Source organism: Nakamurella panacisegetis, from assembly GCF_900104535.1.
Classification (GTDB): domain Bacteria; phylum Actinomycetota; class Actinomycetes; order Mycobacteriales; family Nakamurellaceae; genus Nakamurella; species Nakamurella panacisegetis.
Map to the genome: position 1 here is coordinate 1,862,672 of NZ_LT629710.1, position 23,940 is coordinate 1,886,611.

The 23,940-nt window shown below is 67.7% G+C and carries 23 protein-coding genes; 18 read left to right on the forward strand and 5 right to left on the reverse strand.

The genetic code is table 11. The annotated features are described in order from the left end of the window. The first annotated feature begins 37 nt into the window (after positions 1-37). Genes BLS97_RS08195 through BLS97_RS08220 form a run of 6 tightly spaced genes read left to right on the forward strand, consistent with a single transcriptional unit; the run spans position 38 to position 5,516 of the window. Complete coding sequence (locus BLS97_RS08195) at positions 38-1,069, forward strand: zinc-dependent alcohol dehydrogenase (RefSeq protein ID WP_197676469.1); 1,032 nt, start codon at positions 38-40, stop codon at positions 1,067-1,069. Continuing rightward, positions 1,066-1,995, forward strand: coding sequence for a dihydrodipicolinate synthase family protein (locus BLS97_RS08200; RefSeq protein WP_090475548.1), 930 nt, complete (start codon positions 1,066-1,068; stop codon positions 1,993-1,995). The genes BLS97_RS08195 and BLS97_RS08200 overlap by 4 nt, the downstream gene beginning before the upstream one ends. Continuing rightward, positions 1,992-3,071, forward strand: coding sequence for a Gfo/Idh/MocA family protein (locus BLS97_RS08205; protein ID WP_090475549.1), 1,080 nt, complete (start codon positions 1,992-1,994; stop codon positions 3,069-3,071). Before BLS97_RS08200 ends, BLS97_RS08205 begins: the two co-directional genes overlap by 4 nt. Then, positions 3,068-3,946: an amidohydrolase family protein gene (locus BLS97_RS08210; protein ID WP_090475550.1), complete on the forward strand. Its 879-nt coding sequence runs from the start codon at positions 3,068-3,070 to the stop codon at positions 3,944-3,946. Before BLS97_RS08205 ends, BLS97_RS08210 begins: the two co-directional genes overlap by 4 nt. Positions 3,947-3,948: 2 nt before the next feature. Continuing rightward, positions 3,949-5,139 (forward strand): enolase C-terminal domain-like protein, encoded by a 1,191-nt coding sequence (locus tag BLS97_RS08215; RefSeq protein WP_172832239.1) that lies wholly within the window; start codon positions 3,949-3,951, stop codon positions 5,137-5,139. A gap of 59 nt (positions 5,140-5,198) precedes the next feature. Continuing rightward, positions 5,199-5,516, forward strand: coding sequence for an L-rhamnose mutarotase (locus BLS97_RS08220; RefSeq protein WP_090475552.1), 318 nt, complete (start codon positions 5,199-5,201; stop codon positions 5,514-5,516). A 34-nt stretch (positions 5,517-5,550) separates the two neighbouring features. Here the strand turns inward: BLS97_RS08220 and BLS97_RS08225 are convergent, their stop codons facing one another. Further along, entirely contained in the window at positions 5,551-6,354 is an 804-nt protein-coding gene (locus BLS97_RS08225; RefSeq protein WP_090475553.1) for an IclR family transcriptional regulator, read from the reverse strand. A 92-nt stretch (positions 6,355-6,446) separates the two neighbouring features. Here BLS97_RS08225 and BLS97_RS08230 point away from each other — a divergent pair, with 92 nt between their 5' ends. Both BLS97_RS08230 and BLS97_RS08235 read left to right on the forward strand, forming a co-directional pair. Next, positions 6,447-7,256, forward strand: coding sequence for a DeoR/GlpR family DNA-binding transcription regulator (locus BLS97_RS08230; protein WP_090475554.1), 810 nt, complete (start codon positions 6,447-6,449; stop codon positions 7,254-7,256). 20 nt (positions 7,257-7,276) lie between these two features. Continuing rightward, on the forward strand, positions 7,277-8,122 hold the full coding sequence (locus BLS97_RS08235) for a fumarylacetoacetate hydrolase family protein (protein WP_090475555.1): 846 nt from the start codon (positions 7,277-7,279) through the stop codon (positions 8,120-8,122). Between the two features lie 137 nt (positions 8,123-8,259). Here BLS97_RS08235 and BLS97_RS08240 read toward each other — a convergent pair whose 3' ends face one another. Beyond that, positions 8,260-9,522 (reverse strand): ROK family transcriptional regulator, encoded by a 1,263-nt coding sequence (locus BLS97_RS08240; RefSeq protein ID WP_090475556.1) that lies wholly within the window; start codon positions 9,520-9,522, stop codon positions 8,260-8,262. Positions 9,523-9,680: 158 nt separating this feature from the next. On the opposite strand from BLS97_RS08240, the gene BLS97_RS08245 reads away from it, so the two are divergent. From BLS97_RS08245 to BLS97_RS08275, 7 genes are all read left to right on the forward strand, one after another. Beyond that, positions 9,681-10,979, forward strand: a complete 1,299-nt coding sequence (locus BLS97_RS08245) for an extracellular solute-binding protein (RefSeq protein WP_157695298.1) — start codon at positions 9,681-9,683, stop codon at positions 10,977-10,979. 6 nt (positions 10,980-10,985) lie between these two features. Further along, positions 10,986-11,951, forward strand: coding sequence for a carbohydrate ABC transporter permease (locus BLS97_RS08250; protein WP_090475558.1), 966 nt, complete (start codon positions 10,986-10,988; stop codon positions 11,949-11,951). After that, positions 11,948-12,835 carry a carbohydrate ABC transporter permease gene (locus tag BLS97_RS08255; protein ID WP_090475559.1) on the forward strand — a complete coding sequence of 296 codons (888 nt, stop codon included), beginning with the start codon at positions 11,948-11,950 and terminating at the stop codon, positions 12,833-12,835. The genes BLS97_RS08250 and BLS97_RS08255 overlap by 4 nt, the downstream gene beginning before the upstream one ends. A 44-nt stretch (positions 12,836-12,879) precedes the next feature. Then, positions 12,880-14,616, forward strand: a complete 1,737-nt coding sequence (locus BLS97_RS08260) for an alpha-glucosidase (protein WP_231988419.1) — start codon at positions 12,880-12,882, stop codon at positions 14,614-14,616. A gap of 57 nt (positions 14,617-14,673) precedes the next feature. After that, the gene (locus BLS97_RS08265; protein ID WP_172832240.1) at positions 14,674-15,717 is read left to right on the forward strand and encodes a Gfo/Idh/MocA family protein; all 1,044 of its coding nucleotides are present in this window, start codon (positions 14,674-14,676) and stop codon (positions 15,715-15,717) included. Beyond that, entirely contained in the window at positions 15,714-16,427 is a 714-nt protein-coding gene (locus BLS97_RS08270; protein ID WP_090475561.1) for a ThuA domain-containing protein, read from the forward strand. Before BLS97_RS08265 ends, BLS97_RS08270 begins: the two co-directional genes overlap by 4 nt. Positions 16,428-16,535: 108 nt before the next feature. Next, positions 16,536-19,766, forward strand: coding sequence for a glucan 1,4-alpha-glucosidase (locus BLS97_RS08275; protein WP_197676470.1), 3,231 nt, complete (start codon positions 16,536-16,538; stop codon positions 19,764-19,766). A gap of 32 nt (positions 19,767-19,798) precedes the next feature. Here the strand turns inward: BLS97_RS08275 and BLS97_RS08280 are convergent, their stop codons facing one another. Continuing rightward, entirely contained in the window at positions 19,799-20,848 is a 1,050-nt protein-coding gene (locus tag BLS97_RS08280; RefSeq protein WP_090475563.1) for an aldo/keto reductase, read from the reverse strand. Positions 20,849-20,935: 87 nt separating this feature from the next. Here BLS97_RS08280 and BLS97_RS08285 point away from each other — a divergent pair, with 87 nt between their 5' ends. Further along, positions 20,936-21,481 (forward strand): TetR/AcrR family transcriptional regulator, encoded by a 546-nt coding sequence (locus BLS97_RS08285; protein WP_090475564.1) that lies wholly within the window; start codon positions 20,936-20,938, stop codon positions 21,479-21,481. A gap of 98 nt (positions 21,482-21,579) precedes the next feature. On the opposite strand, the gene BLS97_RS08290 is transcribed toward BLS97_RS08285, so the two are convergent. Beyond that, complete coding sequence (locus BLS97_RS08290) at positions 21,580-21,951, reverse strand: cupin domain-containing protein (RefSeq protein ID WP_090475565.1); 372 nt, start codon at positions 21,949-21,951, stop codon at positions 21,580-21,582. Positions 21,952-22,023: 72 nt separating this feature from the next. On the opposite strand from BLS97_RS08290, the gene BLS97_RS08295 reads away from it, so the two are divergent. Further along, positions 22,024-22,467 carry a MarR family winged helix-turn-helix transcriptional regulator gene (locus BLS97_RS08295; RefSeq protein WP_090475566.1) on the forward strand — a complete coding sequence of 148 codons (444 nt, stop codon included), beginning with the start codon at positions 22,024-22,026 and terminating at the stop codon, positions 22,465-22,467. 9 nt (positions 22,468-22,476) lie between these two features. On the opposite strand, the gene BLS97_RS08300 is transcribed toward BLS97_RS08295, so the two are convergent. Next, on the reverse strand, positions 22,477-23,031 hold the full coding sequence (locus BLS97_RS08300; protein WP_090475567.1) for a TetR/AcrR family transcriptional regulator: 555 nt from the start codon (positions 23,029-23,031) through the stop codon (positions 22,477-22,479). Positions 23,032-23,117: 86 nt separating this feature from the next. On the opposite strand from BLS97_RS08300, the gene BLS97_RS08305 reads away from it, so the two are divergent. Beyond that, complete coding sequence (locus BLS97_RS08305) at positions 23,118-23,837, forward strand: SDR family oxidoreductase (RefSeq protein WP_090475568.1); 720 nt, start codon at positions 23,118-23,120, stop codon at positions 23,835-23,837. The last annotated feature ends 103 nt before the right edge of the window (positions 23,838-23,940 follow it).

The window sequence follows — 23,940 nt, forward strand, 5'->3', positions numbered from 1 at the left end:
GGAAGCACTGGTATTGAGAAATTGGTGGGACCTGTCGGTGGACACCGTCCCGGACCCGCAGGCCGGTGATGGCGACGTTGTCATCGACATCGTGGCCACTGGTATCTGCGGCTCGGACATCCACGGCTTCACGGGCGAAAACGGCCGCCGAGTCCCCGGACAGGTGATGGGCCACGAGACCGTCGGCCGGATCGCCGCGCTCGGGTCAGGGACGAACGAGTACGGGCTCTCGGCCGGTGCGCTCGTCACGGTCAACCCTGTCATCGGATGCGGTCACTGCGCGGACTGTCTTGCCGGGCAGAACCAGAACTGCCCGGACAAGGTGGTCATCGGGGTGGCGACATCATTCAGCTCGGCGTTCGCCCAACAGATGGCCGTACCCGCAGCAAATGTCGTCGTGCTCCCCGAGTCGATGCCGGCCGAATACGGCGCCCTGGTGGAGCCGTTGGCGGTCGGCTATCACGCCCTGCGGCGTGGCCGGTGCGGACCATCGGATCATGTCCTGATCATCGGTGGGGGGCCGATCGGCCAGGCGTGTGTGCTGGCGGCGCAGCGACTGGACGCTGCCGCCGTGGTGGTGTCCGAACCGGACCCTCATCGCCGTGACGTGGTCGAAGCGCTCGGTGCCGTCGCGGTCGACCCGGGCGCGGTCGACGAGGCCGGTCTACCCGCAATGGTGGCCGACGCTTTGACCGGTCGACCGAGCATCGTGGTGGACGCGGTCGGCATCGGCGCGACCATGGCCACCGCCTTCGCCTGCGCACCGCTCGGTGCGACGGTCGTGCTGGTGGGGATGGGTGCACCGCAGATCTCTCTGGCGGCATACGAGATCTCGACCAAGGAGCGCTCGGTTGTCGGTAGCTTCTGCTACGACCCCGAGGAATTCCGGCAGACGGCGAAGTGGGTGGGCACCGCACCCGCCGTCCTGGCGCACCTGATCGACGAACGGGTGTCGATGGCGGAAGCCCAGTCCAGCTTTGCGGCCCTGGCCAACGGGCAGAGTAAGGCGAGCAAGATCCTGGTCTTCCCGAACGTGGCCGAGGGGCCCGTGACGGTGGAACGCCGATGAGCATTCCGAGGGTCAATCTTGGCGGCGTCATCCCGATCCTGGTCACGCCGTTTCTCGCCGACGGATCCATCGATGTGACGGACCTGAAAGCGGAACTGGACTTCCTTGTCTCGGCCGGGGTGGATTGGGTCGGCATCGGCTACGGGAGCGAGGTCAACAAGCTCGACCCGCTGGAGGTGGTCGACCTGGTGGCGGCGACCGTCCAGGCTGCGGCCGGGCGGGTCAAGGTGCTCGGCAATGCGGAGGTGCCGAGCACTCGTGCCGGCATCGCGGCTGTGCGCCGGGCGGTGGATGCCGGTGCCGACGCGGTGATGGTCAGGCCGACCGGTCTGATGGGCTCAGCCGTCGCCGAGGTCGTCCGGGCATTCGTCGAGACCGCCAACGAGACCGGCGCGGCCCTGGTGATCCAGGATGCTCCGCAGAACACCGGGGTCGAGCTGAGTGCTTCTTGCTTGGTCGAGATCGCCCGTCAGGCACCCACCGTCGCCGCACTGAAGATCGAGCCGCCGGCGCCGGGCCCGAAGATGTCGGAGATCAGGGCGTTGGCCGGCACTGAGCCGATCACGATGCTCGGCGGGCTCGGTGGTGCCGGGTTCGTCCAGGAGCTCGTCCGCGGGTCGATGGGCACGATGCCGGGTCCCGCTTTTCCCGACGTGTTCGCCGCCGTGCATCGGCTGTTCCTGGCCGGTGACCGCGGCGCGGCGACGAGGCTGCTCTGGCGCATCGCGCCCTTCACCGTTCTTGGATCGCGGGATATGGAGTCGTTCCTGTACATCCAGAAATACCTGCTGCGGCGACGCGGAGTGATCGGCACGACCAGCCTCCGCGGCCCGCACCGGCCCATCGACGCGCTGCTGCAAGGTGAGATCGACGACCTGATCGTGGATCTGGAGACGCTCGAGCTGTTGGACCAGGAGACCTCATGACGGCGACACGAGTGGCCCGGGTCGCGGTGGTCGGCGTCGGCTGGTGGGCCTGCCGGTTGCACCTGGTTGCGCTCAAACAGAACCCGGACGCCGTCGTCGTCGCGTTGTGCGACCAGGACCGCTCGCGGGTCGACGAGGCCGCGCGCATCTTCGACGTGCCGGTCGCCGTGACGGACGTTGCCGGTGTGATCGACGCCGGGGTGGACTGTGCGATCGTCGCCACCCCCCACGACTCCCACTTCGAACCGGCGGCCGCCCTGCTGGACGCCGGCATCGACGTGCTGGTCGAGAAGCCGATGACGCTGGATCCAGTGCAAGCATGGGACCTGGTCCGGCGAGCCGAGCGCACCGGCGCCCGGTTGCACGTCGGCTACCCGTTCCTGCACTCCCCGCACCTCACCCGGTTGCGGGCGGTCCTGGCCGGTGGCCAACTGGGCGCGCCGGTGCTGAGTCAGGGGCTCTTCGCCACCGGCGTACACCGGCTGTTGGCCGGCGACGTGAGCACCCAACTCGAGCACGGAGGCCTGTTCGCCTCGTCGGCATCGACCTACTCGGATCCGCGACGGGGTGGGGGCCAGATGAACAGCCAGATGACCCACGCCGTCGCGGTGATGCTCTCCGCGACCGGTCTGTATCCCAAATCGGTCAGTGCCTATTCTAACTTCGGCGGTCTACAGGTCGATCTCGCGGACTCATTGGCCGTCGGGATGAGCGACGGCTCGGTCGCGACCATCGCCACCACCGGCAGCGTGCTGTCCCACGAAGCACGCATCGAGGAGTACCGGTTCTTCGCCGCCGGCGGTCATGCGTGCCTGGACACGGTGCGCGGCCGCCTCGGTATCAGCCGGGGAGAAATGCCTCTGCGAGGAGAGCCCGACCTGACGGAGGCGGAAGCCAATCCTGAACGGGCCACATCGATCGCCCTGGTCGCTGCGGCAATCGACCCCGACCGGACCCGACCGCTCGCGGCACCGGGGGAGATCGGCGCGGATGTCGTTGCGCTGCTGGCCGCGGCGGTTGAGTCCGCGACCGCGGGCAAGCCGGTCGAGGCCTACCGACCACCGACCGCCCTATGAGCACCACGGCCGACGAGGCCGCCACGGGCGTCAGACCACGGGTGGTGGATGCGCATCACCACTGCTACGCAGACGATCTGCCCGGTGCGGCGGGCATGCCGCGATACGACTTGGCCGATCTGGCCGCTGACGTCCGGGCCGCCGGCGTCGAGTTGGTCGGCGATGTTCACATAGAGGCCGGTCGCGGGCCGGCCTGGTCGCTGGCGGAGACGGACCGCTGGCGACCAGGTCATCAACAGGACGGGATCCACACGGTGCTGGTGGCATCCGTGCAACTGGAGAGACCTGACCTGGATGCGGCTCTCGATCGACAGCAGGAGTGCCCGGACGTCGTCGGGGTGCGGCAGATGCTCGACTGGCACCGCGGCGTCAAGGCGGCCAGTCCGCTGCTGCTGGATCCGGTCTGGCGTCACGGGCTCGCCAGCCTCGCCGGCCGCGGGTTGTCGTTCGACCTACAGGTTCTGCCGACCCAGCTACGGGACGCAACCGCCGTCGTCGCGGCCACTCCTGACGTGCAATTCGTGTTGAACCACGGCGGTCTGCACGTCCCGTGGCATCAGGCCGACCTGGTGCGGTGGGCGGCTGACCTGCTCGAACTCGGCCGGCTGGAGAACGTCTCGGTGAAGACTTCCGGCTTCGAGACCGTCGACCCCACCTGGGACGACCGCCAGTTCCGGCACTACCTGTCCGTCCTGCTGGACTGCTTCGGCCCGGATCGGACGCTGTTCGCCAGCAACTTTCCCATCGACAAGGCCACCATCGACTACCGCCGGCTCGTGGAGTTCCATCTGCTCGCACTGGACCGTTTCACCATTGCCGGCCGGGACAACGTGCTGTGCCGCAACGCCTGTCGCATCTACCGAATCAAGGAGTAGACGTGTCCGATCTTCGTATCACGGACGTACGTGTCCGGTCTCTTGCCCCCCGCCCGTCCGGTCAAACCCGGGCGGCGGACGTCCCATGGCTGTGTACGCCCACCACCCAGTTCCCCGACGTGGCCGAGCGGGACTACTGGGGACCGGTGAACCTGGTCCTGGTCGAGATCGAGACCAACGCCGGCATCACGGGTATCGGCACGTGCGGATCGGGCAATGCCGGCATCGCCCCGATCATCGAGCACCAGTTCAGACATCTCGTGGTCGGCGAGGACCCGTTTCGCACTGAGTACCTGTGGGCCAAGATGTACCGGTCCTCCAGCCGCTACGGCCGGCGCGGCGCGCCGATGTCCGCGATCAGCGGGATCGACATCGCCCTGTACGACATCATCGGCAAGTCGCTCGGCGTCCCGGTCTACGACCTGCTCGGCGGCCTGGTTCGCACCGAGGCGACCGCCTATGCCAGCCGGCTCTACGCCCTCAAAGATCTGGACGAGCTCGCCGCTGAGGCGAAGGAATACGTTGCCCAGGGATACCGGATGATGAAGCAGCGCTTCGGGTTCGGGCCGAAGGATGGACTGGCCGGCATGCGCAGAAATGTCGAGCTCATCCGCACGGTCCGCGAGACCATCGGGGACGACGTCGAACTCGCGGCCGATGCCTACATGGGTTGGGACCTCGACTACGCCATCAAGATGGAACGCATGCTCCGCCCGTACGACCTGAAGTGGATCGAGGAGCCGCTGATGCCGCACGACGTCCACGGCTACGTCGAACTGCGCAGGAAGTCGGAGACACCCATCTCGCACGGCGAGCACTATTACTCCCGGTGGGAGTTCGCCGAGGCCATCTCGCTGGGCGCCGCCGACATCCTGCAGCCTGACGTGAACCGGCTCGGCGGCATCACCGAGGCACGCAAGGTATTCGCACTCGGCGCGGCGCGCGACATCCCGATGATCCCGCACTCCAACGAACTGCACAATCTGCACTTCGTATTCTCGCAATGGAATTGCCCGTTTGCCGAATACTTCCCCGACGTGCTGCCCGAGGACTCGAACTCGATGTTCTGGCAGCTCTTTTCGGGCAATCCGACCCTGTCCGGAGGCTCGTTGACGCCGCCGACGGCGCCGGGTCTGGGGTACACGCTCAACGAGGACGTTGCCCAACAGATGACCGTGCAGCTAGGTCGCTGAAACCCACACCTATTAGCACTCATCAGATCAGCACCAGCTGACCGTGAAGGAGAACTTCCATGGCAAGAGCAATGTGGCGCAAGAAGCTCGATCCGGCCGGGATCGACGCGTATGTGCGGGCGCACGCGGAACCGTGGCCCGAACTAGTCGCGCAGATCAAGGCCCAGGGGATTCGCAACTACTCGATCTTCCTGGACGGGGACGAGGTGTTCGGTTACTTCGAACACGATGACCTCGCTGCCCTCGACGCGCTCAACTCCAACCCCACTGAAGTCGGTGAGCGCTGGGAGGCGGGGATGCGGCCGCTGTCGGCAGACAAGGCGTCGCCTGATCAGGGGATGGTCCAGGTCCGCCGGCAGGTCTTCTATGTCGAGTGAATCGTTGACCAGCGGCGAGCCGGACGGGGGTGGGTCAGCCGAGACCGGAGCCGAGACGACGCTCGAGCTCGACCACTGTCCGGTTCAGGGCGGAGCGCACGTCCCGCGCGACGGTCCGATTGAAGCGCGGTGTGGGGATGGAGACGGACATCGCGGCCAGAGGCCGGCCGTCGCCGCCGCGCACTGGCATCGCGATGCACCGGCAGCCGACGACGTATTCCTCGTTGTCCTCGCCGTATCCCTGCTTCTGGATGCGGTGGACCTCGGTCAGCAATTCGGGCAGCGACGTCAGGGTGTTCCTCGTGAACCGCTCCAGCTTGACACCGGCGAAGCGTTCCGCCAGGTCCTCGTCGGCCAGCCCGGAAAGCAGAACCTTGCCGACTCCAGTGGTGTGCGCCGGCAACCGGGCACCCACGGTGGACACGAGCTTCATGGCCTGACTGGATTCGGCGATAGCCAGGTAGACGTTCTCCAACCCGTCCAGTCTGGCCAGTTGTACCGTCTCCCCGGTCTCCTCGGACAGCGCCGTCATCAGTGGCTGGGCCGTGCCGGGCAGGTCCAGGTTGCCGGCGAAGGACTGGGCCACCTCCCAGATCCGCAGGCCCAATCGGTAGGTGCGGGTGTGCTCGTCGAACTCGACGAAGCCGCGTCGGTGGGCCGTGCGCAGCAGCTGGTAGGCGGAAGAATTCGGAATCTTCAGGTCCGCGGTGATGGAACTGAACGTTGCCTCCCCGACCTGGGCGAGGTGTTCGAACAGGGTCATCAGGCGGTCGGCCGACTTCACCGCACCGACGCTCGACGCCGGTTCGTCGTCGGCCGGCGGCCGTGCGCTACCCATCGCCGCACCCTACCGCGAGCGGCGTATCGCCACCGGCGATCGGGCAGCGGGGCGACCGCGACGATCCAGCCGGACCGGCTGGGGGAACAAAGATGAATGGCCACGCACGACGTCCGGTGATCCTGCGTCTGCTCGAAACCAGCGGGGCGGCCACGCTCGCCCAGATGGCAACCGCCGCGCAATGCTCGGTGGCAACGGCGCGGCGCGAGGTTGTGCGCCTGGCTCGCGACGGGCTTGTGGAGCGGTGCCACGGAGGCGCCGTGCTGCGGACGACCGCAGAGCAGGGCGCAGGTTCCATACATCCGGCGGGATTCGGGTGGGACGCCGAGCGGGCGGCCGGCCTGGCCGCCGCCGATCTCGTTGCTGACGGCGACACGATCATCGTCGGAGCCGGCCCGGCCGGCGAGGCGCTCGCTCGCCAGCTGTACACCCGGAGCGATCTGGTCGTCGTGACCAACTCCCTGGCGGTCGCTCGGCTTCTGGCCGTTACGTCGGCCGACGTGATCGTCACCGCCGGCGTCCAGCAAGGCGGACCGCAGGAGCTGACCGGGGCCGTGGCCCGGAGATCCCTGGATCACCTGCACGTGCGCCGTGCCTTCGTCGGTGGGGACGGCTTCTCCACCGACCGTGGCCTGTCCCACCACAGTGCATCAAGCGCCGACATCACCCAGGCCATGACCGGAGCCGCCCGAGAGGTCGTAGTACTGCTCGGTCACTCCCACATCGGCATCGACGCGAGGTTCGTCAGCACTCATCCGAGTTCGGTCACCGCTCTCGTCACCGACGAGATGTCGGCGGTCGAAGGGCCGAGCCTCAGTCGCCCCTGGGGAGCCAGCTTGTCGTCGCCTGGCCAGAAATCGGAATCTTCACGACGCCGATCCGAAATTGCCCGAACCAACTGAGCTGCGACAGGAAGAACAAGATGAAACTGATGCGTGTGGGCGCCGCTGGTGCTGAAACCCCGATGGTGGTCGCCGCCGACGGACGGGTCAGAGACGCGTCGCAGGTGACCGACGACTTCGATGGCTCGTTCTTCGCAAGCGAGGGCATCGCCAGGTTGACCGCAGCGCTTCCACGCCTGCCCGTCGTCGACATCAGTGGCCGTCGGATCGGTCCACCTGTCGCCCGGCCGGGAGCGGTGCTGTGCATCGGGATGAATTACGTCGCGCACGCTGCCGAATCGGCCGCAGCGCCCCCCACGAATCCGATGCTGTTCTACAAGTCGCCCAACACCGTGATCGGCCCCGACGACCAGGTGCTCATTCCTCGAGGTGCGACGAAGACGGACTGGGAAGTTGAACTCGGCGTGGTGATCGGGCGGCGAGTCCGCTACCTCGAATCACCGGCGGAGGCGCTGAACCACGTCGCGGGATACGTCGTGTCGAACGACGTGTCGGAGCGGGCATTCCAGCTCGAACTCAGTGGCGGCCAGTGGTCCAAGGGCAAGAGCTGCGAGACCTTCAATCCGCTCGGCCCGTGGCTGGTGCCGGCGACGGAGGTGCCGGACCCGCAGAACCTCAGGTTGCGCAGCTGGGTAAACGGACAGCCGAGGCAGGACTCCAGCACGGCCGACATGATCTTCTCGGTCGCCCGCATCATTCATGAGCTGAGCCAGTTCCTGGTGCTGGATCCAGGCGATCTGATCAACACCGGCACGCCGCACGGTGTGGCCATGTCCGGCCGCTTTCCCTATCTCACCGACGGTGACGTGATGGAAATGGAGATATCGGGACTTGGCCGTCAGCGGCAGCAGCTCGCACAGGCGTGATCACGGCGCTACCGCAAGCACCTCGGCCGCGTCACGGCCCGGCAACGCGCGCGGCAGAGGCTGGCCAAAGTCGTTCCTGCCGTGCGGCAGCGGTGACCGTCCGTGGTGGGTGTGGCTCGATCCGTGGCCGGGTACGGCTAGTTGAGCGCGTCGAAGACGTGGGTCTGGACATGGTCCAGGGCCAGCCGGACGGCACCGAGAAGTACCCCGCGATCACCGAGCCGCGTGCGCTCGAGCTGCGGTGGCTGCTTCGTGTAGGCCGATAGCCGCTGGGCGATCGGGTCGTGGATCAGTTCCAGCGCTTCGGCGCTGGCCCCGCCGATCACCACCATTTGCGGGTTGAGCATGGTGGCCATCACCCCCACCACCCGGGCCATCCGTTCCGCGACGCGGCCGAGGATCTCGACCGCGACCGGGTCGCCGGCGCGGGCGGCGGCGGTGACCAGGTCGCCGGTGATCCGGGCCGGGTCGCCTTGGGACAGGGCGAGCAGGGCGTCCGCGGGATGGCGGGAGTCCTCGTCGCCGGATCGGGCCGACGGTCCGCGCTTGGCCTTGCGCAGAGTGGCGACCGCATCGCGCGCCTGGATGCGGGCGAACGCCCCGATCCCGTGGGTGTCGCCGATACCTTCGACGAGCTCGAGGAAGGTCAGCTCGCCGGCGCCTCCTCCGAATCCGCGGATGAGTTGGCCTCCGAGAACCAGCCCGGCGCCGAGCCTTTCGCCGGAGAGGATGACGATGAGGTTGTCGACGCCGACTCCGACGCCCTTCCACCGCTCGCCGAGGACGGCCAGGTTGGCGTCGTTCTCCAGCAGCACCGGCCAGTGATGGCCGCGACGCACGCCCTTGACGATGTCGACGTCGGCCATGCCGGGCAGGTATTCGGGATCGGACGAAGCGACCAGCCGACCGGCCGGGGTGACCGGCGCTGGGACGCCGATGCTCGCGGCCAGGATCTGAGATGACTCGACTCCGGCCGTCTTCGAGGCGGAGCGGATGGCCCGGCGGGTCGTGGCGAGACGGGTCGCGGCCGAGTCGTCGGGCTCGCTGCGCTCGGTGGCGGTGGCGACCGCTTCTCCCCGGAGATCGGCCAGCATGACGGACACCTTGTGTTCGCCGAGATCGATGCCCAGCACGTATCCGGCCTCGGCGTTGAACTGGTAGCAGCGGGCGGGCCGGCCCGGCCGGCCGTCACCTTCGGGTCGACGCCCGTCGAGCTCGACGACCCAGCCCAGATTGATCAGGTGATCGCACGCTGCGTGCACGGTCGGACGGGAAAGCCCGGTCGCGGTCATCACCTCGCTGCCGGTGACCGCCGAAACCCCCATCAGATACTCCAGCACCGCGGCCATGTTCAGCCGACGCAACAGGGGAGTGGTGGCCGTCGACTCGGCAGTGTTCATCCCGCTACCCACTTGACAGCACCAGTCATGCTGTCCAGACTAGTGCAAGCCAGATTGATCAAACAGATTTATATACCTCCTTACGACGTCAGCTGGCTGGTTGCTCTACTTCGCTCCGACGGACAACGAAGCCCGTACCCGGAAAGGAACCTCCCTCAGTGAAGAAAACCCGTGCGCTCCCGGTGATTGCCCTGGTAACCGCGTTGACAACGGCCGTGACCGGATGCGGGACGGGAGGTACCGGCGGCGGGTCGGCACCCACCGCCGTGCCCACCTTGACCTCCGGTGCCGCGGTGACCGGCAAGATCGTCTTCTGGCATGCCTACAGCGCCGGCGGGCCCGAGGTCAGCACGCTGGAGAAGATCATCATCCCGGCGTTCGAGAAGTTGCACCCCGGCGTCACCGTCCAGGATGTGCAGGTCCCGTCGGACAGCATGCACCAGAAGCTGGTCACGGCAGTGGCGGGCAGCGCACTGCCGGACGTGATCCGCGCGGACATCGTCACCGTGCCCGAACTGGCCAAGCTGGGGGTATTGACCCCGCTGGACGCCGCGATGCCCGACTTCCAGACCTACGCCAAGAAGATGTATCCCGGGCCGCTCGCGACCAACAAGTACAAGGGCAAGTACTACGGTCTGCCGTTGGACACCAACACCAAGGTCACCATCTACAACAAGGCCGCACTGGCCGCCGACGGCATCACCTCCGTGCCCAAGACGCTGGACGAACTCAAGGCGGCGGCGGCAAAGGCTCCCGGTAAGTACATTTTCGCCGAAGGTGGCTCCGCGGGCTGGAACATGCTGCCCTTCATCTGGTCCAACGGCGGTGAGATGACCAACGCCGACGTCACCAAGTCCACCGGGTACCTCAACGGCCCGAAATCGGTGGCCGCGCTGCAGATGCTGATCGACATGTACCAGGCCAAGGCCATCCCGCAGATCATCCTGGGCGGCACCGGCGGTGTCGGCACCAGCGACGGCCTGGCCAAGGGCATCTACCCGACGATCGTCGACGGGCCCTGGACGTTCCCGAACCTGGCCACGTCCTACAAGAACTTCCAACCGCAGACGGCACCGATGTTCTCCGGCGCGGGCGGCAGCATCAGCGTGGTCGGCGGCGAGGACATCGTCATGACCCAGCAGTCGCAGAACAAGACGCTGGCCGCGGAATTCATCCGCTACATGCTCTCCGACGAAGCCCAACTGGCGATGGGCAAGGCCGGACAGCTCTCCGCCATCAGCAGCATGGCCCCGACGATGGCCAGTCTGGAACCGTTCTACCAGCCGTTCCTGGACCAGCTGAAGACGGCCAAGCCGCGACCGGCCACTCCGCAGTGGGCGAAGATCGATGACATCTTCACCAAGCAGACCCAGCTGGCGTTCCAGGGCAAGCAGAGTGCCCAGGCCGCGATGGACGCCGCCGTGGCCCAGATCGATCCGCTGCTGGCCCAGGGCTGATCCGGCGTGACCTCCGAAGTCCTCGTTGCCGAGGAGGGCGCCGTCCCGGTTCGGGCATTCAAGCCGAGCCGGGGCGGGGCGAGCCGCCGCGCCGCGCACTGGTGGACACCGTGGGCATTCGCGGCACCCGGGCTGATCCTGTTCTTCGTGATCATCGGGTACCCGCTGCTCCGCTCGTTGCAGATCAGCTTCTACAAGTGGGCCGTCCTACCGACCGACGCGAGCACGTTCATCGGCCTGGACAACTACACCCGGGCCCTGCACGATCCCCAGTTCTGGACCAGCATGGTCAACGCCGGGGTGTATCTGGTCCTGTCGGTGCCGCTGACGATGGCGCTGGGGCTGTTCTTCGCCGTCCTGCTGCACGCGAAGATCCCCGGCCGCACGGTCTACCGCGTGCTGTTCTACATCCCGGTGGTGACCAGCTGGGTGGTCGTCTCGCTGCTGTTCAAGTTCCTGTTCACCACCGACGGAGGTGCCGTCAACTGGGGCATCACCGACCTGCTGCCCCTGACGAACAGCCCGGTGCCGTGGCTGGAGCAACGGTGGACCGGCCTCATCGCGATCGCCGTGCTCGGCATCTGGAAGAACATGGGCTGGTGCCTGGTCGTCTTCCTGGCCGCGCTGGGCGGCGTCGGTGAGGATCAGTACGAGGCGGCCGACCTGGACGGTGCCAACGCCTGGAAGAAATTCCTGCACGTCACCATGCCCGGCATCCGTGGCACCTTCCTGTTCGTGTTGGTCCTGCAGGTGATCGGTGCGTTCAACGTGTTGCAGTCCGTGCTGTTGATGACCAACGGCGGCCCGGCCGGCAGCACCGAGGTGCCCCTGACCTACATGTACAAGCAGGCGTTCTCGTTCCTGGACTTCGGCTATGCGTCGGCCATGTCGTTCATCCTGGCCATCATCATTTTCATCGTCTCATTCATCCAGTTCAAATTCCTGGGCGAAAAGAAGGAGCCCCAGCGATGACCACCACCGTCAAGGCCCGCCCCGCCGCGGCCGCCGCCGATCCGGCCCGGACCAACAAGCGCCGGCTGAGCGGCTGGCTGGTGGCGCGCATCGCGATCGTGCTCGTCGGCGCGATCATGATGATCCTGCCCTTCGTCATCATGATCTCCACCTCGCTGGAGCCGAACAGCGCCACCCTGCCGACCCCGCCGCACCTCCTCCCACTGAACTTCACCACCGCCAACTACAGCGATGCCCTGTCCAGCAACAGCTTCGGCCTGTACTTCCTGAACTCCGCCTACGTCGCGGTGCTCACCACCGTCGCGGTGGTGGTCATCTCCTCGATGACGGCGTTCGCGTTCGCCCGGTTCGACTTCTTCCTGAAGAACTTCGTGTTCTCCCTGCTGCTGGCCGGCCTGATGATCCCCGGGATCGTCGTCATCGTCCCGCAGTTCATCCTGGCCAAGAACCTCGGCCTGACCGATTCGCTGAACGGGCTCGCGGTGTTCTACACCGGCGGCGGAGTCGCCTTCACGACATTCCTGCTCCGCGCATTCTTCGAACGCGTTCCCCGCGAACTGGACGAGGCGATGACCGTCGAGGGCGCCAGCACCCTGCGGAAATTCCTGCGGCTGTATCTGCCGCTGGCCCGGCCGGCGCTGGCCACCGCGGCCGTCTTCGCCTTCCTCGGAGCTTGGGACGAATACATCTGGGCGCTCACCGTCATCACGGACGTCGACAAGCGAACGCTCCCGCTGGGTATCGCCGCCTTCCAGGGTGAACACGGCAGCGCCTGGGGGCTGATCTTCGCCGGCTCCACCCTGGCCGTCATCCCGGTGATCATCGTCTACGTCGCCGGACAGAAGCACCTAATCAGCGGCATCACCGCCGGTGCGGTCAAGTGAACCCGCCGGCCGGTTCGGTAACCGGACGAGAATCCACATCCGCCGTGCAGCCGATCGCGCCCGCGGAGCCGGTCGCGGCCGGCGAGAACCGCCCGCCGGACTGGTGGAAGTCCTCGGTGGTCTACCAGATCTATCCCCGCTCGTTCGCCGACAGCAACGGCGACGGCATCGGCGACATCCCCGGCATCACGGGGAAGGTCGACTACCTGCATCGGCTGGGCGTTGACGTCGTCTGGCTGTCGCCGGTGTACCGGTCGCCGATGGACGACAACGGCTACGACATCAGCGATTACCAGGACGTCGACCCGGCGTTCGGCACCCTGGCCGACCTTGACGAGCTGATCGCCGCGCTGCACGGCCGGGGAATGAAGCTGGTGATGGACCTGGTGGTGAACCACACCTCCGACGAGCACCCGTGGTTCATCGAATCGCGGGACCCGTTGTCGTCCAAGCGTGACTGGTACTGGTGGCGCCCGGCCCGGGACGGATTCGAGCCCGGCGCCGAGGGTGCGGAGCCGACCAACTGGGGCTCGGCGTTCTCCGGCTCGGCGTGGGAGCTGGACCGGAACAGCGGCCAGTACTTCCTGCACATGTTCTCCCGGAAGCAACCGGATCTGAACTGGGAGAACCCGCAGGTGCGGCAGGCCGTCTACGCCATGATGAACTGGTGGGTCGACCGGGGTGTCGACGGGTTCCGGATGGACGTGATCAACCTGATCTCCAAGCCCGCCCGGTTCGATGACGGCCCGGTAGGGCCGAATCAGAAATACTCCTCGTCGTTCGCCGCCATCGCGAACGGAGATCGGCTGCACGAATTCCTGGCCGAGATGAACGCCCAGGTCGGGCTGACCGAGCGCAATCTGATCACCGTCGGCGAGATGCCGGGTTCGACCATCGACACGGCCCGGGCCGTCACCGACCCGGCGAACCGCGAGCTCGACATGGTCTTCACCTTCGAGCACGTCGGCCTCGACGCCAAGCCCGGCGGGCAGAAGTTCGACCTGCATCCGCTGTCGCTGCCCGCCCTGAAGCAGAACCTGGAGGCGTGGCAGGTCGGCCTGGCCGACGTGGGGTGGAACTCGCTCTACTGGGACAACCATGATCAGCCCCGCGCGGTGTCCCGATTCGGGGACGACTCGCCCGCCCACCGGGTCAACTCGGCCAAGACGCTGGCCACGGTGCAGCACATGCACCGGGGGACGCCGTACGTCTACCAGGGCGAAGAACTCGGGATGACCAACACCTACTTCGTCGACATCGGCCAGTACCAGGACATCGAATCGGTGAACTACCACGCGGACGCGATGAGTCTGGGCCTGGAGGCCGAGACCGTGCTGGCCGGACTGGCCGCCAGGAGCCGGGACAACGCGCGAACCCCCGTGCAGTGGAACGACTCCGCCCAGGCCGGGTTCAGCACCGGCCAGCCGTGGCTGCCGGTCAACCCCAACTACGTGACGATCAACGCGGCCGCCGCCGAGAACGACCCGGACTCCGTCTTCCACCATTTCCGGCAACTCATCGCCCTGCGGAAATCACACCGGATCGTCGTGGAGGGACGCTTCGAGCTGCTGCTGCCCGAGCACGAACAGATCTGGGCACTGACCCGGACTCTGGGCCGTCAGATGCTCGTGATGATCGCCAACTGCTCGTCCGCGCCGGCGGCGCTGCCCGCCGGGGCGGTACCGGACCTCACGCAAGCACAGGTCCTGGTGACCACCCACGGTGCCTCGACGGCGGCGGAACTGCAGCCGTGGGAGTCACGAATCCATCTGCTCGGCTGACATCACGGTCCGGGGCTGCGGTGAGCCCAAACGCCCCGGACGAAGAAAGGGATGAATATGAGTACGCCCCTGAGGGTTATCCACGTCGGGTTGGGCGGGTGGGGCCGGTCCTGGGCGGAAGCGCTCTCCGGGCACCCTGACCTGTTGACCACGGTGGCCTGGGTCGACGTGTTCCCCGAGATGCTCGACCTGCTGCAGGCCGAACTCGACGTCGACCCGGCGCTGTGCTTTGCCTCCCTGCGGGAGGCGATCGCGGCCACGGACGCCGAGGCGGTCCTGGTCACGACGGCGCTCCCGGATCACGCCGCCGTCGCTCTCGAGGCGCTGGCCGCGGGCAAGCACGTCCTGGTCGAGAAGCCCATGGCGGCTTCACTTGTCGACGCCCAGGCCATGGTCGACGCCGCCCAGGCGGCCGGCCTCGTTCTGATGGTCAGTCAGAACTACCGCTTCTATCCCGCGGCGAGGGCGGTCGCGGACCTCGTGGCCCGGAAGACGCTGGGCTCCGTCGGTGCCGTCAGCGTCAACTTCCGCAAGCTGGCCAACACCACCGGCGCCGGCGTCAGCCGCTTCCACGCTTCCACCAATCCGCTGCTGCTGGACATGTCGATCCATCACTTCGACCTGATGCGGTTCATCCTCGGGCAGGAACCGGTCTCGGTGGCCTGCCACGCGTGGAACCCGGACTGGAGCAACTTCGCCGATCACGCGGCTGCGGTCGCCACCGTCGCGTTCGACGGGGGAGCCGTCGTGAACTACCAAGGAAGTTGGGTGAGCACCGACAAGCCGACACTATGGGCCGGCCAGTGGATGATCGAATGCGCCGACGGCAGCATCGAATGGACGGGCCGCAACGACCTGACCACCGACGGCGACTGTGTGACGGTGCACCCGCTATCCGGACCCTCCTACCCGCTGACGCTCGCCCCCTACGCCGTGTTCGACCGGATCGGCTCGACCCTGGAGTTCGCCACCGCCATCCGGGAGGGCCGCGCCGCGGAGACCAGCGGATCCGACAACCTGGCCACCCTCGCGCTGGCCCTGGCCGCAATCGCCTCGTCTCGGACAGGCCGGCCGGAACAACTCCCGAAAGGAAACTCATGACCCGCGTGACGGTCTGGAACGAATTCAGGCACGAGAAGAGCGACCCCGAAGTTGCCGCCATCTATCCCGACGGCATGCACGTCACGATCGCCGAAGCCCTGCGGGCCCGCGGGATCCAGACACGCACGGCGACCCTCGACGAGCCCGAGCACGGCCTGACCGACGCCGTGCTCGACGAGACGGACGTGCTCATCTGGTGGGGGCACCTGGCTCACGAAGAGGTGGACGACGCGATCGTGGAGCGCGTGCAGTTGCGGGTGCTCGGCGGCATGGGGCTGGTCGTACTGCACTCGGGGCACGGGTCCAAGCTGTTCCGCCGCCTGATGGGCACCACCTGCAACCTCAAGTGGCGGGAGAGCACCGACACCGAGGTGTTGTGGAACGTGGCCCCAGGGCACCCGATCACCCGAGGCATCGACGAGCACATCATCATCGACCAGGAAGAGATGTACGGCGAATACTTCGAGGTGCCAACGCCGGACGTCCTGGTCTTCATCAGCTGGTTCACCGGCGGTGAGGTATTCCGCAGCGGTGCCTGCTATGTCCGGGGATCCGGCAAGATCTTCTACTTCCGTCCGGGCCACGAGACGTACCCGACGTACCACCACTCCGCGGTCCAGGACGTCATCGCCAATGCGGCGCGGTGGGCCGCCCCGGACTACGAGGTCACCCAGCGGTTCGGCAATCCGGGCCCGCTCATTCCGCGGTGATCCCCGAGCCGTCCTGCGTGCTCGCCATCTTCGAAGCGGCCGATCACCCGATGTAGCACCGTGATCGGCTCTTCTCCGCTGTGTCATCGACGACGAATGGAGATCCACGTGCACCAGCAGATCCGATCCGGCCGGCGCGGGCGTGCCGGCCGCTGGGCCGCCCTGGGCGCGGTCAGCGCACTGGCCGCCGCGTTGCTGACGGCCCCGTCGACCGCCGCTGCAGCGGCCTCGGCCGCCGTGCCGGCCGCGCCGGGATCGCCTGGGGCATCGGCCACTTGGACCACCGGCGACAAGGAGGGCATCGGTACCTCCACGACCACCGCGTCGAAGATCTGGTACACCCTGACCGGCGGCACCATGAGCGAGGTGTACTACCCCAACGGTCAGACCCCGAACACGCGCGAGCTCGACTTCGCCGTCACCGACGGCTCGAGCTGGACCCAGCTGGAGACTGATGCCTCGGTCGACCGCACGGTCAGCCTGGCCGACCCGAAATCGTTGACCTATCAGCAGATCTCCACCGATCACGCCGGGCGCTGGCGGTTGATAAAGACGTACGTCACCGACCCCGACCGGGCATCGGTGCTCATGGACGTCTCGTTCCAGGCCCTCAAATCCGGTGCATACCAGCTGTTCACGCTCTACGACCCGTCCCTGGCCGGCGACTCGGGCAACGACTCCGGCTCCACGTCCGGGTCAGCCCTCGTCGCCACCGACACCCACGTCGCCGGCACCCCGGTGGCCAGCGCGCTGCTCTCGTCGGTCCCGTTCAGCAAGACCTCCACCGGATTCGTCGGCAGCTCCGACGGCGCCACCGACATCAGTGTCCACCACACCCTCTCGGCCACCTACCCGGCCGCCGGTCCCGGCAACATCGCCCAGGCGGGCCAGGTTCCGGTGGACGGAACAGCCGGGCACACCACGCATTTCACGCTGGCTCTGTCCTTCGCGGCCGACGCCAACCACGCGCTCGCCGGGGCGAAGGCCAGCCTCCAGCGCCCGTTCCGGTCGCAGCAGGCCAACTACCAGCGCGGCTGGCACCACTACGTCAACGGCCTGCGCCGGACGCCCCGCGGCGTGACCGGAGCGCTCGCCGACCAGTATTGGGCCTCGGTGATGGCGGTGAAGGCCAACCAGGACAAGACGTATCCGGGCGCCTTCATCGCGTCGCTGACCATCCCGTGGGGCCAGGCGGTCGACGCCACCGGCGCCGGGGGAGCCGGTAACGGCTACCACTTCGTCTGGGCCCGCGACGAGTACGAGCAGGCCACCGGGCTGCTCGCCGCCGGTGACGTCAAGGCCGCCCAGGACGCCGTGAACTGGCTGTTCACCCGCCAACAGCAGCCCGACGGCCACTTCCCGCAGAACTCCAAGGTCGACGGCACCCCCGACCAGACCAACATCCAGCTGGACGAGACCGCCTATCCGCTGATCCTGGCCTGGCAGGTCGGGCAGTTCGACAAGACCTTCTACACCCAGCACATCGCCAAGGCCGCCGACTACCTCGTGGCCACCGGGCCGGCCACCCCGCAGGAACGGTGGGAGGAAACCGGTGGCTACTCGCCGTCGACCATCGCCGACGAGATCGCCGGCCTGACGGCCGCCGCCGCCATCGCCACCAAGGTCGGCGACCGGGCCGGCGCCGCGATCTACCAGGCCACCGCCGACCAGTGGCAGCGCAGCATCGAGAAGTGGACCTACACCAGCAACGGCAACCTGTCCGACGGCCAGTACTACATCCGCATCTCCGGCAGCGGCAACCCCGACGACGGCGCGACCCGGAACTGGGCCAACGGGGCCGGCACCCACCCGGAGAACGCCGTCGTGGACGCCGGTTTCCTGGAACTGACCCGGCTCGGCGTCAAGGCGCCCACCGATTCCTACGTCGCGCACTCGCTGGCGGCGGTGGACCAGTCGCTCATGGAGACCACCCCGGCCGGAGCCGTGTGGAAGCGCTACACGTACGACGGATACGGCGAAACGGCGGACGGCGCCCCGTGGACCGGCGTCGGCATCGGGCGCCCGTGGCCGCTGCTCTCCGGTGAACGCGGCGAGTACGTCCTCGGCACCGGCGGAAATGCCCTGTCCTACCTGCAGACGATGGCCAACACCGCGAACGCCGGCCGCATGATCCCGGAACAGATCTGGGACCAGACCGACCCGACCAGCTACCACCACGTCGACGGGAAGGGCACCGGCTCGGCCGCGCCACTGTCCTGGGCGATGGCCCAGTACGTGCGCCTGGCCCAGGGGATCGGGCAGCACAAGGTTGTCGAGACCCCCGCCGTGGTCGCCCAGCGCTACGCCACCGGCCACACCCCGTCGGCACCCACTCTGACGGTGGCCGGCCTGGCCGACCAGTCCGTCGCCGACAGCCGCACCGTGACGGTCAAGGGCACCACCACCGCCGTGGCCGTGTACCTGTCGGTCAACGGCGTCAAGCAGCAACTCGCTCTGACCGGCGGGGTGTTCAACACGCAGATCACCCTGTCCGCCACCAGCAACCAGCTCGTCATCGCGGCCGTGGGCGCCAACGGCGGCACCGCCCAGATCGTCCGGACCATCCAGACGTTCGGCACGGCGGTCGGGTCGCTCACCGACCCGACCGGCGATGACAACGGCCCCGGCAGCTACGTCTACCCGACCGACGGAGCCTTCAACGCCGGCAGCTTCGACCTGACCAACTTCACCGTCTACCAGGACGGGGCCGACATCCGGATGGTCACCCGTACCGCCGGTCAGATCAACAACCCCTGGGGCGGCAACGGAATGAGCACGCAGCGGCTCAACATCTACGTCCACGGCGCCGCGGACACCTCGACCACGGCTACCCCGCTGCTGCCCGGCAGCAACATGAGCGGCGCCACCGGTTGGTCGCAGGCCATCGTCGCCGACGGGCGCCACGACACCAGCACCTACGGAGAAGGCGTCTACGGAACGGGACTGAACAAGATCGGCGCCGCCGACCTGCAGGTGCTCCCCAGCAGCCACCTCATCGTCGTCACCGTCCCGGCCGCCGTGTTCGGCACCACCGACCTCGCCACGGCCACCTACCAGGTATCGATGTTCAGCGACGCCGAGGACAGCGAGGGCATCGGCAACATCCGGCCCGTCTACAGCCACGACTGCTGGGCCGGTACCGGGTGCCCCGGGTTCGTCGGTCAGTACCGCTTCGGCGGGGGCGCCGGCACCTGGGACCCCAGCCTGCCGTCGGTGGACACCGACACCGCCGATCCCAACGCCATCGACATCATCAGCGGCGCCACCGTCCAGTCCACCGCACTCGACTGGACGAAGGGATCACCCGTCGTCGTGCCCTACCTGGGTCTGACGCGGTAGCAAACCGCTCGACCCGGTGCGGACGGCGGCCGTCACCTCAGGGCCATCCCGGGTACGCGAGCGCGGATTGCGTCCATGGTCGCCTCGTCGGAGACACCCTGGAAGTCGTAGCGCGGGGTGTAGGGGGCGATCAGGGAGGTCACCTCGGCGTCGGTGAGCTCGACGTCCAGTGATGCGACCGCGTCGTCGATCTGCCGGGTCGAGTTCGCGCCGACGAGCGGTGCGGTCACCACGGGCTGCCGGCGCAGCCAGGCCAGCGCGACGCCGGCCCGACTCACCCCGTGGGCAGCCGCGATGTCGCCGACGGCGTCGATGATCGCGCGGTTGGAATCCTCCTCGGCGGCGGAATACAGCAGGTCGGCGTAGTCGCCGTCGCTGGTCGAGCGGGCGGTGGAGCGCGCGTCGTCCCAGGCCCGGGACAGGCGGCCCCGGGCGAGCGGACTCCAGATGATCGTGCCCACTCCCTCGTCGAGGCAGAGCGGGATCATCTCGCGTTCCTCTTCGCGAGCGAGCAGGTTGTAGTGATCCTGCATCGAGACGAATCGGGCCCAGCCGTGCTGCTTCTGTAGTTGCAGGGCCTTGGCGAACTCCCACGCAAACATCGAGGAGGCGCCCAGGTACCGCACCTTTCCGGCCTTGACCAGGTCGTTGAGCGCTTCCAGCGTCTCCTCGAGCGGTGTCGCGTGGTCATTGCGATGGATCTGGTAGAGGTCGACGTAGTCGGTGCCGAGGCGCTCCAGTGAGTGGTCGATCTCGGTCATGACCGCCTTGCGCGAGAGTCCCCGACCATTGGGTCCGGGGCGCATCGGGTGACGGACCTTGGTGGCGATCACGACGTCATCGCGGTTGGCGAAGTCCTTGAGCGCGCGTCCGAGGATCTCCTCGCTCGACCCGTTCGAGTACATGTTGGCGGTGTCGAAGAAGTTGATGCCGGCGTCCAGCGCGTGCTTGATGAGGGGGCGCGCCTCCTGCTCTCCCTTGGACCAGACGGGGTGGCCACGGCCGGGCTCTCCGTAGGTCATGGCACCGATCGCGATGGCCGAAACGTCGAGTCCTGTCGTTCCGAGCTTGCGGTACTGCATGAGAACTCCTTAGATAGTCAGGTGGAGACCTCTCCGGTTGGCGCCAATGACGCTAGCGGAGAACTCTCCGCTTAGCAAGGAGACAACATGGTGGAAGTTCAGCGGGCGGATGCGCAGCGCAACCGGGCGCGCATCCTCGAGGTCGCGTACCCGGCGTTCGCCGCCGACCCGGAGGTGTCGTTGAATGCGATCGCCAAGCTCGCCGGGGTCGGCCCGGGCACCCTCTATCGGCACTTCCCGACGCGGGAGGCGCTGGTGCTCGCGGTGTATCAGGAGGAAGTGGCGAACCTGGTCGCTTCGGTCGACGGTCTCCTGCTCGAGAGAGATCCGCTGGATGCGTTCAGGGCGTGGGCCAGGGGGCTGGCGGCGCACGCCCGTATGAAGCACGGGCTGGGAGAAGCGTTGACCAGCGATGCCGCGCAGGCCGTGATCGGGGCGACCTGGGGGCCGGTGAGCGGAGCCATCGCCACGCTGCTAAACGCGGCCGTCGCCCGGGGCGACATCCGCGTCGGGATCGACCCGAACGACGTGATTCTTCTACTCAGCTGCCTCTGGCGGGTGCCGCCCGGCGAGGCCGGGCTGGTGCAGGCCGACCGGTTGCTGGAGATGATCATCGCCGCCCTCCGGTCCTGACGACCGAGGCCGACTGCTGGCTGTCGCGGCTCGGCCGCGGCGGCCGGCCTCCACCGTGCATTGGGGTGCGTCACTGAGGCGCTCGGCCGCAGCTGTAGTCAGGCCGCCCACGGGGGACTGATTCGGGTGCCGTCGGCCGTGATCGCCTCCAGACCCGGGGTTGTCGTCACCCAGGCCGAGGCGCCCTGCGGGCCGGAGTCGACGCGCAGCTCGCTGCCGGCGGGCACCAGCACCACGTCACCCCGATGCAGCGCGGCGTGGCTGCCGTCCAGGGTCACCCGCAGCTCGCCGTCCAGGACGAGAAGGACCTCCTCGCGGGTGGGCCGGTGCGCGACCCCCACGAGGTCGGCCGGGACGGTGAGCTGCCAGGCGCACAACGCTTTGCTGCCTCTCGAGGGGCTGACGTAGGACAGGAACTGGCTGCCGTGGGTCTCGAAGGACACGGCATCGGCAGGACGGACAACGGGCATCGGACACTCCTAGATAGACAGGTTGCTTGACTACATGGTCAGGCTGCCTGTCGTGTATGTCAAGATGTTCCTGTGCCTGTCGACAGTTGGAGTGCCGCGACCGCCGTGCTGCGTCTGTCCGCGCTGCTGGTCGACGGCATCCAGCACGGCGTGGCCGAGGGCGGCTTCGACGACGTGCGGCCGGTGCACGGCTTCGCCTTTGCCCGATTGAGCGAGGCCCCGGCCACCACCGCCCAGCTCGCCGAGCATCTGGGCATCACCAAACAGGCCACCAGCGAACTGGTGCACTACCTCCTCGACCGCGGCTACCTCACCCGAGTCGCCGATCCGCATGACCGGCGCGCGTGGCTGCTCGTGCTCACCGGACGCGGCCACGACTGCACGCGGGCGGCGCAGCGCGCGGCCACCCGCACGGTCGAGGGGTGGGAACAGCGCATCAGCCCTGGGCAGGCCACCGCACTGCGCGAAGCCCTCGCCGCGGTCGCCGGCGAGGGTCGACTCCGGCCCGCCTGGTGAGGCTGTCGGTCAGCTCGGAGCCGGAATGGCGGCCATGGCTGCGCCGGCGATGGCGAGGAGTTCGTCGGTCGAACCTCCGTCCCGGGCGCACCCTGACATCCCGCGCATGACGGCCACCAGGAACGAGGCCAGCTCGTCGGGCTGAACGGTCTCCGGGAGGTCGCCTTCGGTGACGCCTCGGGCGATCCGGTCCGAGATCCGACCGTGCAGGACCTCTCGTTGTGCGGCGAGCCGCGGCTCGGTCAGCATGAGGCAGCCCAGCGGTGTCTCGGGATCGGTGTGTGCTCGGGCAGTGTCGTCGAGCATGGTGGTGATGGCCCCGCGTGCGGTCGGGCGGGCGGCCGCCCGGTCGACCGCCTCGCAGGTCCGGCGGAAATACAGGGCGGACGCTTCCTCGAACAGACGGTCCTTGTCGCCGAACGCCGCGTACAGGCTGGGGGGAGTCACGCCCATGGCCCTGGTCAGCATGGCGATGGTGGTCTCTTCGTAGCCGGTGCGCCAGAACTGCTCGACGGCGGCCGCCAACGCACTCTCGCGGTCGAAGCTCCGGGGTCGTCCAGCCATACCCACACCATACCGTAGCGATCGCTACGGAATCTGGTATGGTCCAGGGCGGAATTCATAGTGATCGCTACAGAAAGAGGAATCTCATGCTGTTGAAGGACGCCGTCGTGTTGGTGACCGGAGCCAACCGAGGTATCGGCGCGCAGTTCGTCGCCCAGCTGAAGGAGCGTGGGGCGCGGAAGATCTACGCCGCCTCGCGCAATGCGAGCTCCGTCGACGTGGACGGCGTGCATCCGATCCAGCTCGACGTCACCGACCCCTCGCAGGTCCAGGCGGCCGCCGATGCGGCCGGTGATGTCCAGGTCCTGATCAACAACGCCGGAATCTCCACCGGCACGTCCGTCGTCTCCGGCGACGTGGGGGACATCAGGCGCGAGATGGACACGAACTTCTACGGTCCGCTGCTCACGACCCAGGCGTTCGCTCCGATCCTGAAAGCCAACGGGGGCGGGGCGATCCTCAACGTCGTGTCGGCTCTGTCGTGGTTCACGATGCCGGGCGCCGGCGCCTACGCCGCCTCCAAGGCGGCGGCGTGGAGCCTCACCGACAGCGCGCGGCTCGAGCTCGCGGACCAGGGCACCCACGTCGTCGGCGTGTACATGGGTCTGGTCGACACGGACATGGCCGCGGGGGTGCAAGCGCCGAAGATCTCCCCGGCGGCCTTGGCGGCCGCTGGATTGGACGCTATCGAGTCGGGTCTCGACGAGGTCCTGGCGGACGACTGGGCGAAGTTCGTGAAGTCCGGACTCGCACACGGTCCGGCGCAACGATACGAGCAGCTGTTCTCGGCCCTCGCGGGGAACTGACCCCGGACTGCCGGCCCCGCTCGTGTCGTCCGTCCGGACCGGCCCGTCGGAGTGAACTTCCCGGCGGGCCGGACACGGAGGCACCTGCGCTGAGAACGCATTT

Coding starts and splice junctions, on each gene's coding strand:
- BLS97_RS08200 (WP_090475548.1), top strand. CDS start 1,066: ATGAGCATTCCGAGGGTCAATCTTGGCGGCGTCATCCCGATCCTGGTC.
- BLS97_RS08270 (WP_090475561.1), top strand. CDS start 15,714: ATGACCCGCGTGACGGTCTGGAACGAATTCAGGCACGAGAAGAGCGAC.
- BLS97_RS08265 (WP_172832240.1), top strand. CDS start 14,674: ATGAGTACGCCCCTGAGGGTTATCCACGTCGGGTTGGGCGGGTGGGGC.
- BLS97_RS08210 (WP_090475550.1), top strand. CDS start 3,068: ATGAGCACCACGGCCGACGAGGCCGCCACGGGCGTCAGACCACGGGTG.
- BLS97_RS08240 (WP_090475556.1), bottom strand. CDS start 9,522: ATGAACACTGCCGAGTCGACGGCCACCACTCCCCTGTTGCGTCGGCTG.
- BLS97_RS08235 (WP_090475555.1), top strand. CDS start 7,277: ATGAAACTGATGCGTGTGGGCGCCGCTGGTGCTGAAACCCCGATGGTG.
- BLS97_RS08290 (WP_090475565.1), bottom strand. CDS start 21,951: ATGCCCGTTGTCCGTCCTGCCGATGCCGTGTCCTTCGAGACCCACGGC.
- BLS97_RS08305 (WP_090475568.1), top strand. CDS start 23,118: ATGCTGTTGAAGGACGCCGTCGTGTTGGTGACCGGAGCCAACCGAGGT.
- BLS97_RS08255 (WP_090475559.1), top strand. CDS start 11,948: ATGACCACCACCGTCAAGGCCCGCCCCGCCGCGGCCGCCGCCGATCCG.
- BLS97_RS08230 (WP_090475554.1), top strand. CDS start 6,447: ATGAATGGCCACGCACGACGTCCGGTGATCCTGCGTCTGCTCGAAACC.
- BLS97_RS08205 (WP_090475549.1), top strand. CDS start 1,992: ATGACGGCGACACGAGTGGCCCGGGTCGCGGTGGTCGGCGTCGGCTGG.
- BLS97_RS08285 (WP_090475564.1), top strand. CDS start 20,936: ATGGTGGAAGTTCAGCGGGCGGATGCGCAGCGCAACCGGGCGCGCATC.
- BLS97_RS08280 (WP_090475563.1), bottom strand. CDS start 20,848: ATGCAGTACCGCAAGCTCGGAACGACAGGACTCGACGTTTCGGCCATC.
- BLS97_RS08220 (WP_090475552.1), top strand. CDS start 5,199: ATGGCAAGAGCAATGTGGCGCAAGAAGCTCGATCCGGCCGGGATCGAC.
- BLS97_RS08225 (WP_090475553.1), bottom strand. CDS start 6,354: ATGGGTAGCGCACGGCCGCCGGCCGACGACGAACCGGCGTCGAGCGTC.
- BLS97_RS08300 (WP_090475567.1), bottom strand. CDS start 23,031: ATGGCTGGACGACCCCGGAGCTTCGACCGCGAGAGTGCGTTGGCGGCC.